This is a genomic window from Cupriavidus metallidurans CH34, from assembly GCF_000196015.1.
Taxonomy (GTDB): domain Bacteria; phylum Pseudomonadota; class Gammaproteobacteria; order Burkholderiales; family Burkholderiaceae; genus Cupriavidus; species Cupriavidus metallidurans.
In genome coordinates this window covers 1,919,734-1,935,184 of sequence record NC_007973.1, presented here as the reverse complement: position 1 = coordinate 1,935,184, position 15,451 = coordinate 1,919,734, and the positions used below count along the sequence as shown (strand labels likewise).

Sequence of the window (15,451 nt, the reverse complement as noted above, 5' to 3'; positions counted from 1 at the left end):
GGAGGTTGCCATGACCTATCAGCTCACCATCGAGCCGCTCGGCCAGACCATCGACATCGCCGAAGGACAGACCGTGCTTGACGCCTGCCTGCGCGCCGGCGTGTGGCTGCCCCATGCCTGCGGGCATGGCTTGTGCGGGACCTGCAAGGTGCAGACGGTGGACGGCGAGATCGAGCACGGCGAAGCATCGCCGTTCGCGCTGATGGACTTCGAGCGCGAGGAGGCCAAGTGTCTGGCCTGCTGCGCCACGCCGATGTCCGACCTGACGATCGAGGCCGACATCGATCCCGAGCCCGACGCGCAGTTCCTGCCGCTGATGGACTTTACCGCCGAAGTCACGCGCATTGAAGCGTTGACGCCCACCATCAAGGGTGTGTTCCTGCGGGTGGAGGGTGTGGAAGGGGGCGATGCGCTGCGCTTCCAGCCGGGCCAGTACGTCAACGTATGGATCGGCAAGGAAGCGACGCCGCGCGCGTTCTCGATCGCGTCGGCGCCATCGGCGGACGAGATCGAACTGAATATCCGGCTGGTGCCGGGCGGTAGCGCCACGACCTACGTGCACGAGCAACTTGCCGTGGGCGAGCGTCTGCAGCTATCGGGGCCGCTCGGGCGTTTCTTCGTGCGCAAGAGCGATCCGCGCCCGCTGGTGTTCATGGCTGGCGGGTCGGGATTGTCGAGCCCGCGTTCGATGATCCTCGACCTGCTGGAGTCCGGCGACCAGCGCCAGATCGTGCTCGTGCATGGCGCACGGACCGCTGACGAACTGTATTACCGTGATGCCTTCGAAGCGCTGACCACCCGGCACGACAACTTCACCTATGTGCCCGTGCTGTCGGCCGAGGCGCAAGGCAGCGCATGGGCCGGCGAACGCGGCTACGTGCACGAGGCCGCCGGGAGTCATTTCGGCTACGACTTCCGTGGCTGGCGGGCCTATCTGTGCGGGCCACCGCCGATGATCGAGTCGTGCATCGCCGCGCTGATGCAGGGGCGCTTGTTCGAGAAGGACATCTTCACCGAGAAGTTCCTGTCGGCGGCAGACGCCAGCCACGCCACCCGCAGTCCGCTGTTCCGCTCACTCTGAAGTATTTCCACCACAAAGGAGACAACCATGGACAAGATCCAGATCGACACCGTTCTGAACCGCATCGAGGAAGCCACCGGCCAGCACGCCAATCCGCGCATCGCGGCCATCGTGCATCGGATGGTGCGCGACCTGTTCCACATGATCGAGGACCTGGATATCCAGCCCGAGGAATTCTGGTCCGGCCTCAATTTCCTGGCCGAAGCCGGCCGCTCGGGCGAACTGGGCCTGATCGCGCCGGGGCTCGGGTTCGATCACTTTCTGGACCTGCGCATGGACGAGGCCGAAAGCCAGGCAGGCATTGCCGGCGGCACGCCGCGCACGATCGAAGGCCCGCTCTACGTGGCAGGCGCGCCGGTGGCGCAGCGCGAGGCGCGCCTGGACGACGGTACGGGCGAGGGCGAGGTGCTGGTGATGGAAGGGCAGGTCAAGGATGGCGCGGGGCAGCCGCTGGCCAATGCCGTGGTCGAGGTCTGGCACGCCAACGCACTCGGCAACTACTCGTACTTCGACCCGACGCAGAGCGCGTTCAATCTGCGTCGCAGTATCGTGACCGATGGCCAGGGCCGCTATCGCTTCCGCAGCATCATGCCGGTGGGCTACAGCGTGCCGCCGAATGGGGCAACGGACCGTCTGCTCAAGCAGCTCGACCGCCACGGCACCCGCCCGGCGCATATCCATTTCTTCGTCTCGGCGCCGGGCCATCGCAAGCTGACCACGCAGATCAACATCGATGGCGATCCGTACCTGTGGGATGACTTCGCTTTTGCCACACGCGAAGGGTTGGTACCGCCGATCACGCGCGTGAGCGATGCGGCGGCAATGGCTGCGCTGGGCGTGGACAAGCCGTTTGCGTCGATCCGCTTCGACTTCACGCTTCACGCGGACCAGGCAGATGCCCCGCAGGCCGAGGTGGCGCGACAGCGGGCATCGGTGGCGGCCTGAGCGCCGTTGTTTGGAGAGGGTCGCCCTGGATACCCGGGTTTCGGGACGGCCCTCGCCGCGCGCTGGCTTTAGCGTTGCAGGACCAGATTGGTCCAATGCACGTCGGTGCGATCCATCAGGCCGCTGCGCTGGCTGCAATGCGCGCTGCGCAGGCCGTATGGCTCCGCCAGCGCGATGGTCTCGGCGGCCGACACGTCGAACATGCGCCGGCCGGCGGGCACCGGGCCGTGCCGCAGGGACAGGAACACCAGGCCGTGATCGGCCAGCAGCGCGTCGACGGCACCTATTGCCTGGGCGCGTTCGTCGGCATCGAGGTGCATCCACACGGCGGTCAGCATGATCACGTCAAAGCGCGTCGGCCGTTCGCGCAGCCTGGCCAGCGCGGGCAGGGTGTCATCGAGCCAGTCGATATCCACATCCGCGTGGAGCTTGCGGCCAGCCTCGCGTAGTTCTGCGGTCGGTTCCACCGCCACGACCTGATGGCCGCGCCGTGCCAGGGCGGCGGCATCGCGCCCGGTGCCCGCGCCGACATCGACAATGCGGGCCGGCGGCGCCGGCAACAGGTGGAGCACGTCGCGATGGACATCCTCGAACGTGATGCTTTCGTACTGGACGACGAGGGTGCTGGCCTGTTCGCCATAACCGGCCGTGCTTGTCTTGGGCATGGTCAGAGTTTTCCTTCAAGCGACTTCCGTTCGCGCCACATCTCCTGCACGAACGGGTCGGTGATGCCGTACAGGCCGTGCCCTTTGCGCATGATCAGGTTGCTTGCCATCAGTTCGTTGACCACCGGCTGTGCTTCCTCGACCTTCACTTCCCGGCCTATTGCCAAGGAGTACGCCGCGGCCGCGTCGGCCGAGAACAAACCCCGTGCGTCGCCTTGCGTGGTGGCAATGCGGTCGAAGATCGCGGTTGCCAGGCCGCCAAGTTGTTCGAGCTTCATCAGTTCCACGTCGGCAGCCGCCGAACGCAGCGTGTTGGCGATGGTCGGCAGGTGCTCGTCGGGATTGCTGCCCTCGGGCAGGTGGAAATGCAATTGCCGCAGCGCCCGGATCATCTCCTCGGGCCGATGGCCAAGCGCCTGGAACGCCTTGATGGCGACGTCGGGCGAGGGCAGGGCGGTAAAGCCCTCGGAGGACAGGCGCGCCAGCAGATAGTCGATATATTCCCGGTCGAGCACCGGGTAAGCGACCGACGTGGCGCCGGCGAAGGCCTGGTTGCGTCGCGCGGTCAGTTCGCCCACCAGCGCGCGATGCGAGCCGGTTCCCACGAACAGGAAATGCCCTGTGGTGCCGGGGCGGGGATTGATGGCATCACGCGCGGCCTTGAGCGCCAGCAGCATTTGATTGCCTTCGTCCGAGGTGATGGCGTGCTGCACTTCGTCGACGATCAGCACGACATCGGCGCCGGCCTGATCGACGACTTCTTTCAGTGCCTGGGCCAGCGTCGCGCCGCCAGCCTCGCCGAGGGTGTCGAGCTTGAAGCTGAATTTGAAGCCGAAGGCGGCGATGTCGGCGCTGGCCAGACGCTTGAGCTTGCGAAGGATCGTGGAAGACGGGGACTCCAGCTCGGTCAGTGTTTTCCTGACGGCTTCCAGGATCAGCCGGGCGGGGCTGCGCTGCGTGTCGCTCCACAGGTCCACATAGATCACGATCGCGCCAAGGTCTTCGAGCGCGGGAATCAGGTCGTTGATCAAAAACGTGGTCTTGCCCGTGCGGCGCAGGCCGGAAAGGAACAGGCCCGAGCGCAGGCCCTCGTCCAGTACCCCGGGTTGCAGGAGTTGCCTGGCCATCTGTTTGGCGAGTTCCGGCCGTTGGTAAATGTTGCTCATCGGGCGCCTGGTGTGAATTAACGTGAATTATTCAGATGGAATAATTATACGTATTTCATAAAACATAGTAAAAGTCGGGCGGCCGCCGTGCAAAAGCGATGAAAAGTGGCATGATTGCCACTTTCTCTGTCACGCCAATGTATCGGCATGGAGCGCCTCCCATGGTACTTTCGCCAGCCATTCCCATACTCCGGATCTTCTCGGTCGAGAAAGCCAGGGAGTTCTACCTCGACTTCCTTGGTTTTCAGGTCGACTGGGAGCACCGCTTCGAGCCGGATCTTCCGCTTTACATGCAGGTCAGGCGCTCCGGGCTGACCCTGCACCTCAGCGAGCATCATGGTGATGCCACGCCCGGTTCCGCTGTATTTATTCCGGTGGAGGACATCGACGCGCTGCAGCGCGAACTGATTGCCAAACAGTATGGATACGCGCGGCCCGGCGTAGAGGCAGTGGGCTGGGGCCGCGAAATGCAGGTGGCCGACCCGTTCGGCAACCGCCTGCGGTTCTGCGAGTTCGCCAAGGATTAAGACCGGGATCAAGCCACGGATCAGGCCAAGGACTAGGCCAGGGACTAGGCCAGGGACTAGGCCACAGCCGCGCCGACAGCAGCCGGCTCGGGAGGCGAGTCGGACATCTTCACTTCGTTCAGTGTCCCGCTCGCCTTGGCGATGGCCCGCGACAGCCGTGCGACTTCATTGAGCTGTTCGATCATGTCGTTGGCAAGCCGGAAGTTGATCGCGTCCACGGCGCTCCGCAATGGCAGGGCGCTCATGATGGCCTGCCGCGCGACACCGGCCTGCGCTTCGATTTCCGGCTTGGCATTGACGATGCGCGTGGCGACTTCGGTGTCCGGATGCGCGATCGTCTCCACCGCCAGCGCCAGGTATTCGGACACCATCGCCGCGAAGCCCGCCGACTCCGGGTTGCGTAGCGATGCTGCATCCGCGCCATGCGACAGCCGTCGTTGGCTCAGGGCCAGCATGCTGGTGGTGGCAACCTCGCGAATGGCGTCGAGGCACGTGGCGATCCGCGCCAGATCCACAAGCTGATGACCTTCATCATCGTTGTGAACCGCGTCCGACAGGTGTCCGATATAGGTCAGGATGGCCGTGCTCAGCGAATCGGCAGCTTTGTCCTGGTCGGTCAGCGTGACGAGCTCCTGCGAATCGCCTTCCACGACCAGCGCGGCACTATGTTCGACCAGTTCCTGGACCTGCTTGCCCAGCGATACCAGTTCAAGCTGCACACGGGGGATGGCCAGCGCCGGCATCCCGGCCAGCGTGTCGTCCAGGAATCGCGGCAGGCCAGGGTCCTGCCACCCTTCGCGCGCCGGTGGCGCCAGCCGTTGGGCGAGCTTGCCGATGGGTCCGGTGAACCAGATCAGCACGGCGGTGCTTAACACGCTGAATACGGTATGGGCGTTGGCGGCCTGTCGCGGGGTTTCGGCGGCCAGACGGGCGGCGCCGGTCAACTCCGGCGAGGACGGAGAGATTTCGCGGATGAAGTCCGCGAACTGCGGGATGATAAAGACGAGGAACAGCACGCCGAGCACGTTGAACAGCAGATGGACGATGCCCACCTGGGCCGCCTCGGCCGACTTGCCGATCGACGCGAGCAGCGCCGTGCCGCAAGTGCCCACGTTGGCGCCCAGTATCAGCGCAATGCCTGATTCGAGCGGAATCAGTCCCTGGCTACCCAGCGCGATGACGATAGCCAGCGTGGCCGCTGAGCTTTGCACGATGGCAGTGAAGACTGCGCCGATCAGGATGCCGATCCACGGATTGCGCATTTCCTGCATCGCCGTGATGAACGGCTGGAAATTACGCAGTGGGCGCGTGGCATCGCCCATGAATTCAATCCCAAGGAATAGCAGGCCGAGCCCGAGCACCACGCCGCCAAGCTGCTGCAGCAACTCTCGCTTGGCGAAACCTTGCAGCAGGAAGCCGCCAGCCAGCATGAACGGCGTGATCGCCGAAATGTTGAAAGCGATGATCTGCGCGGTCAGCGTCGAGCCGATATTGGCACCCATGATCACCGGGATCGATTGCTGAAGCGTCATCAGCCCGGCGGAGACAAAGCCCACCAGCAGCACCGTGGTGATCGTCGAGGAATTCAGCAGGGCCGTGATGCCCGCGCCGGCCAGCACGCCGCGAAAGCGGTTGGCGGTCAGGGTGCCCAGCAGCGATTGCAGCCGCGCGCCGGCAATCGCCTTGAGGCCTCGGGTCATCAGATCCAGACCAAACAGGAACAGGGCCAGGCCGCCAACGAGCAGGCCAGTGATCTCGATCAGATTCAGGTTCAGACCATTGAGCATGGGCAGCTTCGGGCAATGGGTCGACGCAAGCCAGCGACCGTGCCATTGTACGAGTTTCCTATACCATTTCACGCCATTGATTTTTTTGCCTCCACCATGAAAATTTTCGCGTCCTACCGCCTTCGAACCGTTACCGCCGCCTTGGCGCTTTGCACGGCCAGCGCCCATGCCGCGGGTGATGGTGTGCCCGTCGGGGAGGATCGTCTGGCGCGGCTGGTGGCAGATACCGTCCGACCCGTCATGGCGCAGTACGAAGTACCCGGCATGGCCGTGGCCGTAACAGTCCGCGGCAAGTCCCAGGTCTTCAACTTCGGCCTGGCATCGAAGGCGGACGCCACCCCGGTCACCGAACACACGTTGTTCGAGATCGGGTCGGTCAGCAAGACGTTTACGGCGACGCTCGCCTCATACGCGGCGCAGCGTGGCGCCATATCGTTCTCAGACAAGGCTAGCCAGTACCTGCCCGGATTGGCGGGTAGCAGCCTCGATGCGATCAGCCTGCTGGAACTCGGGACGTACACGGCAGGCGGGCTGCCGTTGCAGTTCCCCGATGCGGTGACCACCTCTGACCGGATGCTGGCGTACTTCAAGGAATGGAAGCCGACGTACGCGGCTGGCACGCATCGGCAGTACTCGAACCCGAGCATCGGCCTGTTCGGTTATCTGGCCGCGCGGAGCCTGGGTGAGCCGTTCGACAACCTGATGGAGCACCGCATCTTTCCGGGCCTGGGCCTGAAGCACTCATTCATCCGGGTGCCGCAGTCCCGCATGGGCGACTATGCCTATGGCTACAAGGACGGCAAGCCGATCCGCGTGAACCCCGGCATGTTCGACTCGGAAGCCTATGGCGTGAAGACCACGGCGGCCGACATGATTCGGTTCGTCGAAGCCAATATGGATGGCGCGCGGCTGGAGCCGACGTTGCAGCGGGCGGTTACCGGTACGCACACCGGCTACTTCCGCGTTGGCCCCATGACCCAAGGCCTGGGCTGGGAAATGTACACCTGGCCAACCTCGCTCGAGGATCTGCTGACGGGCAACGCCGCCGGAATGCTGGAGCCGAAGGAAGTCGCACGGCTGGCGCCGCCGCAGCCCCCCAGGGCCGACGTGCTGATCAATAAGACTGGTTCCACCAACGGCTTCGGCGCCTATGTGGTGTTCGTCCCGGCTCGTCAGATCGGCGTGGTGATGTTGGCGAACCGCAATCTGCCGATCCCCGAGCGCGTGCGGGCGGCGTACCAGATCCTGAAGGCGCTCGACGCACAGTAGACACCGATATCGGGCATCGGGCATCGGGCATCGGGCATCGGGCATCGGGCATCGGGTCGGGATCAGGCCGGGTCGATGTTCTGATTCAGCCTGAAAGCGTTGTCAGGATCGTATTGGCGTTTCACGGCAACCAGCCGTGAATGGTTGACGCCATACGCGGCGCGGGTGCGTTGGGCGCCTTCGTCGCCGAGGTTGTTGGCGTACACCCCGCCCGTCGAGTACGGCTGGACCGCTTCCCACAGGCCGCGCGCCCACTCCCGGTGTTTGTCGTCGTCGGCCGGGTCATCCCAGATGGCCAGCGGGAAGCAGTCGAAGTCCGCCGACCGGTTTCCATATGCGGTGGCCTCGTCGGGTACGCGGGCGATGGCGCCGCCGACCTGCTGGAACACCACCAGGCAGCCCGGCGAGGGCGCTAGGGCATAGGCAGCGAGGAGAGCGTCGACCGCCTCCGCGCGAATCTGGCGGAGGAACTGGGCCTTCCAGTAATACCGCCGGCCGCGCGCGAAGAGCGCATCGCTGGCCGACTGCATCTGCAGATACGGAACGAAGTCGAGTTGGGCGTCGACCGGATTGCCGAACTCGACCAGCGGGCGCAGCGCTGCTTGCCTTGTCTCTTCAGTGCCATCTGGCCCGACATGACACGCCGAGATGCTGAGACATCGCTCGCCCGATGGCTGGGTGACGAGCGCGGCGTCGGCCGCAACGTCATCCGGGGCGGCGCGGGCGAAAGCATCGTAGTGCAGCATCGCCTCCCGAGCCTGATCCCACGGGTAGACCACGGCGCATACCGGCAGTCTGGCGGGAATCGGATGCAGACGGAAATGGAACGCCGTGACGATGCCGAAATTGCCACCGCCGCCGCGTATCGCCCAGAACAGGTCCGGGTGCTCGGTCGTGCTGGCGTGCAGCCGTTCCCCGTCGGCGGTGACGATTTCCACGGCCTCCAGGTTGTCGCAGCTCAGCCCGTACTTGCGGCCCAGCTTGCCGAACCCGCCCCCCAGCGTCAGCCCGGCGATACCCGTATCGCTATTGACCCCCATCGTCGTGGCCAGGCCATGCCGCAGCGTTGCCTGGTCGAACTCACCGAGATTGAGCCCTGCCTCCGCGCGGGCGCGGCGCCGCGCGACATCCACGTCGATGCGCTTCATACGCGACAGATCAATGACGATGCCGTTGTCACACGTGGAAAGTCCGGCGAGATTGTGCCCCCCGCTGCGAACCGCGATGGTCAGGCCGGTGGCCCGGGCGAACCGTACGGCGCCTGCCACGTCGGTGGCGTCGGCGCAGTAGACGACCAACGCCGGATGCTTGTCGATTGCGCCATTCCAGACCTTGCGCGCCATATCGTAGTCAGGATCCCCGCGCTGGACGAGTTGGCCACCCAACGCCTGCCGGAACGCCTCGAACCCTGGATTGCCGCCGTCCCCGGATGCCTCTTGCCGATCTGATCGCATCACGCCCCCCAAGTTGGTCACGCCCCCGAGACCATGGTGGTGCGCGCGGCGGTCGGGTGCAAAGGCAAAGATCTCAGCTTGTAGATGAGAAAAGCTCACCTAGACTGGACCCATGCAAAAACTGCCGCCCCTGCGCGCATTGCAGGCATTCGAGGCGGTTGCGCGTCACCGCAGTTTCAAGGCCGCAGCGGCGGAGCTAAACGTGACGCCGACCGCCATCAGCCATCAGATCCGGATGCTCGAGCAGATCTGCGGCAAGGCGTTGCTCCAGCGACGCCCGCGTCCGCTCCGGCTGACCGTGGCGGGGGAGCGGCTCTATCCGGCGCTGCGTAGTGGTTTCGCGCTGTTTGCCGAGGCCGTGGCGACCGTTGGGCAGCCCGGTGTGGCACGCCCGCTGCGCGTGACCAGTCCGAACGCTTTCGCGAGCCGCTGGCTGGTTCCGCGCCTTCCGGCCTGGCAGGGGCTGCATCCCGAATGGCCGCTGGAGATCATCGGCACGGACCGGGTCCTGGATCTGGCTGCGGGCGAGGCTGACGTCGCCATTCGCTACGCGCGATGCGCGCCCAAGGGGCTGGTCAGTACAGAGTTCGCGCGCGATACCTTCTTCGCCGTGGCCAGCCCGATGCTGCTGGCGAGGGCGGGGCGGGAAGGGCAGGCGACATTCGATATCGGCGATCTCACGCATATCCCCCTGATCCACTACGAATGGAGCAGCGGCGACCCGCACGCCCCGACCTGGGCGCAGTGGTTCGCGGCTGCGGGTCTCACCGCAGGCGACTCGTCGGCTCGGCGTGGCCGCCATGACCTGAGTTTTCGCGAGGAACTGCACGCCATCGACGCGGTGGTGGCCGGCCAGGGCGTGGCGCTATGCAGCAACGTGGTGGTGGACGGCCTGCTGCGCAGTGGCGCGTTGTGCAAGGCGCACGCGCTGGGGTTGCCCGGCTTCGGCTTCTACGTGGCCCATGCCGCCGGCCATCCGGATCTGGCAGCGGTGGAGGGCTTTTCAGGCTGGCTGCTGTCGACGGCCGGGACGCCGGCGGGCGAACATCCGGCCTAGTTGGGCGGCATCTCGGGCGGTATCAGGTCCGGGTTCCAGGCGACCTCCCACATATAGCCGTCGGGGTCCTGGAAGTAGCCGGCATAGCCACCCCAGAAGGTATCCACCGGGGGTTTGAGGATGATGGCTCCGGCACGGCGTGCCTGCTCGATGACGGCGTCGACTTCGGCCCGGGAGCGGACGTTGTGACCCAGCGAGATCGACGGGATGCCCAGGGGCGTATTGGTTGCGGCATCCTTGGCCAGAAACTCGCGGGGATAGAGCGCCAGCCGCAGTCCCGACTCCAGATCGAAGAAGACCACGGCACCGTGCTCGAACTCGGTGCCGACGATGCCCTTGGTTGGCCAGCCCAGGCCGTCGCGATAGAACGCCAGCGACCGTTCGAGACTGCCGACACCCAGCGTGAGAAGCGTGAGGCGAGGATGCATGGTTGGATGGTCGGTGGTTCAGGGCGCGGGAGATGCGGTGAGATCCAGGGAGACCACGCGCAAGGTGGCGTCGTCGGGGCACATCGTGTCCGTGAAACCCAGCCGATGCGCCAGGCCGCGCATCGCGGTATTGGATGCCAGCACGTAGCCAATCATCGTGTGGTATCCGGCGGCCCGTGCCGTCGCGATCAGGATCTCCATGAGATGGCGCGCCAGGCCAAGACCATGCCAGCCGTCGACGATTGTCACCGCGAATTCGCAGGATCCGGAGTGCGGGTCGATCGTGAAGCGGGCGCCGCCAATCAGATCACCCTTGTCCTCCGTCCCCGCCATGGCGACCAGCGCGCATTCGCGGACCGGCGTCGGGTGAACGGCCGTTTCCAGCAACGCGTCTGGCAGGTCGTGCATGGACGCCATGAATCGCGTATACCGCGAGTCATCAGACAGGCGATGGAAGGCCGTCAGGATGCCGCCTTTGTCCTGCGGGCGGATCGTTCGTATCAGCACCTGCTTGCCGTTTCGCAGGGTCACACAGGTGGGCAACGTCGGGGCTGTGGCTTGCATAGGGTGATGGCTCGGTTCCATTTGGGCTGATTCATGGTAGGCAAGCGGCGTCGGGAATCCAAATCCGGCGGGCCGGCTACAAACATCGACTGGCGTGGAATAAAGTGGTTCTGGGGGTGGTTTACATCATGCGGGAAGGCCGTGCGGTCGATGACGTCCCGCCGCGCTCTCGCAGGCAAACCGATGTGCCGCGTGATGCGCAACCGCGTGTCGTGACGTCGGGATGGTGAAGTCGGGGTGAGGATCATGGGCAAGGGATTGGCGGCCGTGGCAGCGGCAATCGCCGGACTCGGCCTGGGCGGTGGCGTTGGTGGCGCATGGGCGCAGGACATGTCGACGATGTGCCAGCAGGTGGTTGGGCAGGCCGAAATCGGCGGCGTGATGCAGACCATCGCGGGAGTGGCCTGCCTGCAGCCCGATGGCACGTGGCAGATGGTGGATAGCAGCAGTGTGGGCTATGGCGGCGGGGACTATTACTACGACCCGTGGTACTGGACGCCGTATGTGGGGTTCGCCGGCGTGATTTTCATCGACCACCATCATCGCCCGCACGTCATGCACCATGTGTTCTTTCCCAGTCGCGGCGTGATCGTGCGGGGCGGTCGCGTCGTGCACGGTGGAGCGCCTGGCGGGTTCCATGGCGGCGCGGCGCCGGGTGGCTTCCATGGAGGGGGAGCCATGCATCGCTGAGCCGCGCCAGCGGGGTTACCCGGCTTCTCCTGCCGTATCGCTCATGGCAGACTGCGCAAGTTGCTGCAGTTCTTGACGTTGCCTTACACGAAACAATGAGCGAGTCCCTCTGCTTTCTGTCGGCCACCGAGTTGGCCGACGCCATCCGGCACAAACGTGTCTCCCCGGTAGACATCACTTCCGCAGTCCTGGCGCGCGCGGAGCGCCTTCAACCTGAACTGAACTGCTTCATCACGATCGACGCCGAGCGGGCGATGGAATCGGCCCGCCAGGCAGAACGATTGGTCATGGCGGGCGGGCCACTCGGCTTGCTCCACGGCGTGCCGTTCACGGTCAAGGACATCGTCAACACGCAAGGCGTGCGCACGACTTTCGGCGCGGCGCCGTTGCGGGACAACGTGCCGCAGCAGGACGCCGTCGCGGTGGCCCGCCTGCGCGAACAGGGCGCCATCCTGATCGGCAAGACCACCACGCCCGAGTTTGGCTCCAAGTGCCTGACCGATTCGCCGCTGTTCGGGCGCACACGTAACGCGTGGAGCGCGCAACGGACCAGTGGCGGCTCCAGCGGCGGTGCGGCCGTGGCGGTGGCCAGCGGCATCGCGCCACTGGCTGTCGCCACCGACGGCGGTGGGTCCACGCGGATTCCGGCTGCCTGTAACGGTGTGGTCGGCATCAAGCAAAGCAACGGTGTGATTCCACATAGCCAGGCGCAGGACCTGTACGGCAACCAGACCTATGTCACCCCCACCACGCGCACCGTGGCCGATACTGGCCTGATGATGGCGGCGATGGCGGGCGAGCACGCCTGCGACCCGTGGTCGATCGGCGTGCCGAAGGCCGACTATGTCGATGCCGCGCGCGCCCAGGGCGATCTGCGTGGCAAGCGCATCCTCTATTGCCTGGCGCCGCCGGGCCGCCCAGTGGCGGCGGATGTGGCACGCGCGTTCGAGCGGGGGCTGGCCGCGCTAGCCGGGCTCGGCGCGGAGCTAGAGCCGTTCGATGGCGACGGCTTCAACGATATCGAGCCGCTTTGGCGCGCGATCAACCACACCGTCTGGCGCACGCGCTTCGTCGAGATCGTCGAGCGTCATCGCGACGAACTGAGCGCAACGTTCGTACGTCAGGTGGAGTCGGCCGCGCAAGTCAGCGGCGTGGCGTACCAGCAGGCGATGTTTGACCGTTCGCGGCTGTTCCAGCGCGTGCAGGCGTTGCTCGAGCGCGCCGACCTGCTGGCGATGCCGACCATCATGCGCACCGCGCTGCCGATCGACCAGGATCTGTTCGGCACGATCGAGATCGACGGGCATGTACACGAGAACGTGCGCGCGAACTGGTTTCCGTGGACGATGCCATTCAACATGACCGGCCATCCCGCGATCAGCCTGCCGTGTGGCTTCGGCAGCGACGATCTGCCGATCGGGCTGCAACTGGTTGGACGGTTCCGCCGCGACACGGAACTGCTGCGTTGCGCCGCATTGTTCGAATCGGCCCACGGCTTCCTCGACCGGTGGCCGTCGCTGTGACGCTACGTGATGCCGATGCCGATACCGATCTCAATATCGAGATCGACGCCGACATCACCACCCTTTGCTTGCCCCTTCCCAGGCTTCCCGCTTTCACCACAGGACTTTCCTCATGACCGTCAAGTTTCATTCCGGCCGCCTGACTTGGCTGCTTGGCACCGCGTTCAGCGGCCTCATGATCGTTGCCGCGCCAGCATCCGCCGCGGACGATGCGCCGATGCACATCATCGTTGGCTACGCGCCGGGCGGTGCCGCCGACAGTCTGGCCCGGATCTACGCCGAGCAACTCCGTCAGGACGGGCAGGGCACGGTGATCGTGGAGAACCGCCCGGGCGCATCTGCACGGCTGGCGCTCGACTACGTCAAGCGGTCGAAGCCCGATGGCAAGACGATCTTCATCGGCCCGTCGCCACTGTTCACGATCTTCCCGCTCACGTACAAGAAGCTCAGCTACGACGCCGACAAGGACCTCGTGCCCGTGGCGGTGCTAACTGACGTGCCGACCGCCGTGGCAGCAGGCGTGCAGCAGCCGTACAAGAACATGAAGGAATTCCTGGACTGGGCCAAGCAGCATCCGTCCAAGGCCAGTCTGGGCCTGGCCACGATCGGCAGTGCGGGCCACCTTGGCACGGTGGCGCTGGGCAAGGCATCGGGCGTGGCCATCACGCCCACGCCATACCGTGGCGCATCGCCGATGCTGGTGGACGTGATCAGCGGCAACGTGTCGATCGGCTGGGATGCGGTGGCCAGCATGATGTCGCTGTACAAGGGCGGCAAGATTCAGCTTCTGGGCGTGAGCGGCACACGACGTGCCAAGGCGTTGCCGGAAGTGCCGACGATGAAGGAGCAGGGCATCAACCAGTACGAATTCGCGACGAGCTGGTACGGCGCCTTCGTGCCCGCTGGCACGCCCGCCGCAGAGCAGGCCAAGCTCGAAAAGGCGTTCCTCCAGGCATCGACCAATGCGTCGAGCGCGGCCAAGCTGGAGACGCTGGGGCTTGAGGTGAACGCCCAATCCGGCGAGGCCGCGCGCAAGCGCATCCAGACAGAACGCGCGGCATGGAAGCCGATCGTCGAGTCGACCGGGTTCGTGGCAGAGGACTGATGCCAGCCACTGCTTGGGGGCGATGAACGCTAGGGCGTTTCATCGCCTGCTTGTGTCCCGCGCATGACGGCCACGAACAGATCCGCGCAACCATGCGCTGGCATCTGGACGTGGCCGTCTGTCATTTCAATCCAATCACAACTATCGCGACGCGAGCATCAGGTTCAGGTTTTGAATCGCAGCGCCGGATGCGCCCTTGCCGAGGTTGTCGAAAACGGCTGACAGGAGAACGTGCCCGTGTTCCGTGCCAGGAAATACGCTCAGGCGCATGTCGTTCGTGCCATTCAGCAATTGCGGGTCCAGGTGCTTCACGGCGGACGATTCTGACAGCGGCAAGACCTGCACGTGGTCTGCCTCGGCATAGTGGCGCGCGAGGCAGGCGTGTAACGTGGCGCCATCCACGCCGGGTGCCAGCAGCCGCAACGCCAGCGGCACAGTCAGCACGATGCCCTGGCGGAACGCGCCGTATGCGGGGACGAAAATAGGCGGTTGCGCGAGCCCGGCGTGCTGCTGGATCTCCGGCGTGTGCTTGTGCGCGAGTTCCAGGCCATATACCTGGTAGGAAGGCGCGCTGGCGGCTCCCGGTCCCTCGTATTCCTCCACGCCGGCGCGTCCCCGTCCGGAGTAGCCGGATACCGCATGAATGCTGATGGGGTAATCGCCCGGGATGAGCCCAGCCTGCACCAACGGACGCAGCAGGCCAATCGCACCGGTCGGATAGCAACCGGGATTGGTGACCCGGCGCGCGTTTGCAATTTTCTCAGCCTGCCCCGGCGCCATCTCAGGAAACCCGTAAGTCCAGTCCGGCTGTGTACGGTGCGCGGAGCTTGCGTCGATGACGCGAACCGCAGGATTGACAATCGTGGCCACAGCCTCGCGCGCGGCGGCATCCGGCAAGCAGAGGATGGCGATGTCGCAGGCGTTGATGGCTTCCGCGCGACGCTGCAAATCCTTGCGCTCCGCGGCAGCAAGCGTGATCAGTCTGATATCGGTCCGGTTACGCAGCCGTTCGTGGATGAGCAACCCAGTGGTGCCTTGGTCGCCGTCGATGAAAACAATAGGAGAGCTCATGGGTGAAATACTCCGCTGACTTTGGGTTGGAGGCAGTAGAACGAAGAGCGAGCCCCTATATTCCGTGGATAGCTACAATAGAGAAAGTTGAATTTCATAACATAAACATTCAGTTTTTC

General features: G+C 65.0%; 15 protein-coding genes. 8 read left to right on the top strand and 7 right to left on the bottom strand.

Annotated elements, in window-relative coordinates:
• The first annotated feature begins 10 nt into the window (after positions 1-10).
• On the top strand, positions 11-1,081 hold the full coding sequence (locus RMET_RS08925; protein ID WP_011516514.1) for an NADH:ubiquinone reductase (Na(+)-transporting) subunit F: 1,071 nt from the start codon (positions 11-13) through the stop codon (positions 1,079-1,081).
• Between the two features lie 27 nt (positions 1,082-1,108).
• Entirely contained in the window at positions 1,109-2,026 is a 918-nt protein-coding gene (catA, locus tag RMET_RS08920; protein WP_011516513.1) for a catechol 1,2-dioxygenase, read from the top strand.
• A gap of 68 nt (positions 2,027-2,094) precedes the next feature.
• Here catA and RMET_RS08915 read toward each other — a convergent pair whose 3' ends face one another.
• Entirely contained in the window at positions 2,095-2,691 is a 597-nt protein-coding gene (locus tag RMET_RS08915; protein ID WP_011516512.1) for a class I SAM-dependent methyltransferase, read from the bottom strand.
• Positions 2,692-2,693: 2 nt separating this feature from the next.
• Positions 2,694-3,857 (bottom strand): AAA family ATPase, encoded by a 1,164-nt coding sequence (locus RMET_RS08910; RefSeq protein WP_011516511.1) that lies wholly within the window; start codon positions 3,855-3,857, stop codon positions 2,694-2,696.
• A gap of 161 nt (positions 3,858-4,018) precedes the next feature.
• Between RMET_RS08910 and RMET_RS08905 the strand changes: the two genes are divergently transcribed.
• Positions 4,019-4,384, top strand: a complete 366-nt coding sequence (locus RMET_RS08905; protein ID WP_011516510.1) for a glyoxalase superfamily protein — start codon at positions 4,019-4,021, stop codon at positions 4,382-4,384.
• Between the two features lie 56 nt (positions 4,385-4,440).
• On the opposite strand, the gene RMET_RS08900 is transcribed toward RMET_RS08905, so the two are convergent.
• A complete protein-coding gene (locus tag RMET_RS08900) occupies positions 4,441-6,171 on the bottom strand; it encodes a Na/Pi cotransporter family protein (protein WP_035820684.1) in 1,731 nt (576 codons plus the stop codon).
• Between the two features lie 96 nt (positions 6,172-6,267).
• On the opposite strand from RMET_RS08900, the gene ampC reads away from it, so the two are divergent.
• A complete protein-coding gene (gene ampC / locus RMET_RS08895; RefSeq protein WP_011516508.1) occupies positions 6,268-7,440 on the top strand; it encodes a class C beta-lactamase in 1,173 nt (390 codons plus the stop codon).
• Between the two features lie 62 nt (positions 7,441-7,502).
• Here ampC and RMET_RS08890 read toward each other — a convergent pair whose 3' ends face one another.
• Entirely contained in the window at positions 7,503-8,894 is a 1,392-nt protein-coding gene (locus RMET_RS08890) for an FAD-binding oxidoreductase (RefSeq protein ID WP_011516507.1), read from the bottom strand.
• A gap of 112 nt (positions 8,895-9,006) precedes the next feature.
• On the opposite strand from RMET_RS08890, the gene RMET_RS08885 reads away from it, so the two are divergent.
• Positions 9,007-9,951, top strand: coding sequence for a LysR substrate-binding domain-containing protein (locus RMET_RS08885; RefSeq protein WP_011516506.1), 945 nt, complete (start codon positions 9,007-9,009; stop codon positions 9,949-9,951).
• Here the strand turns inward: RMET_RS08885 and RMET_RS08880 are convergent.
• Together RMET_RS08880 and RMET_RS08875 are read right to left on the bottom strand one after the other, a co-directional pair.
• The gene (locus tag RMET_RS08880; RefSeq protein ID WP_011516505.1) at positions 9,948-10,379 is read right to left on the bottom strand and encodes a VOC family protein; all 432 of its coding nucleotides are present in this window, start codon (positions 10,377-10,379) and stop codon (positions 9,948-9,950) included. The genes RMET_RS08885 and RMET_RS08880 overlap by 4 nt on opposite strands.
• Before the next feature lie 18 nt (positions 10,380-10,397).
• Entirely contained in the window at positions 10,398-10,943 is a 546-nt protein-coding gene (locus RMET_RS08875) for a GNAT family N-acetyltransferase (protein WP_029309772.1), read from the bottom strand.
• A 246-nt stretch (positions 10,944-11,189) separates the two neighbouring features.
• Here RMET_RS08875 and RMET_RS08870 point away from each other — a divergent pair, with 246 nt between their 5' ends.
• The 3 genes from RMET_RS08870 (at position 11,190) to RMET_RS08860 (ending at position 14,261) form a co-directional block, all read left to right on the top strand.
• On the top strand, positions 11,190-11,633 hold the full coding sequence (locus RMET_RS08870; RefSeq protein WP_011516503.1) for a hypothetical protein: 444 nt from the start codon (positions 11,190-11,192) through the stop codon (positions 11,631-11,633).
• A gap of 95 nt (positions 11,634-11,728) precedes the next feature.
• Positions 11,729-13,156 (top strand): amidase, encoded by a 1,428-nt coding sequence (locus RMET_RS08865; protein WP_011516502.1) that lies wholly within the window; start codon positions 11,729-11,731, stop codon positions 13,154-13,156.
• Between the two features lie 112 nt (positions 13,157-13,268).
• On the top strand, positions 13,269-14,261 hold the full coding sequence (locus RMET_RS08860) for a Bug family tripartite tricarboxylate transporter substrate binding protein (protein WP_011516501.1): 993 nt from the start codon (positions 13,269-13,271) through the stop codon (positions 14,259-14,261).
• A gap of 141 nt (positions 14,262-14,402) precedes the next feature.
• On the opposite strand, the gene argC is transcribed toward RMET_RS08860, so the two are convergent.
• Positions 14,403-15,332: an N-acetyl-gamma-glutamyl-phosphate reductase gene (argC, locus tag RMET_RS08855; RefSeq protein WP_011516500.1), complete on the bottom strand. Its 930-nt coding sequence runs from the start codon at positions 15,330-15,332 to the stop codon at positions 14,403-14,405.
• Positions 15,333-15,451: the final 119 nt, after the last annotated feature.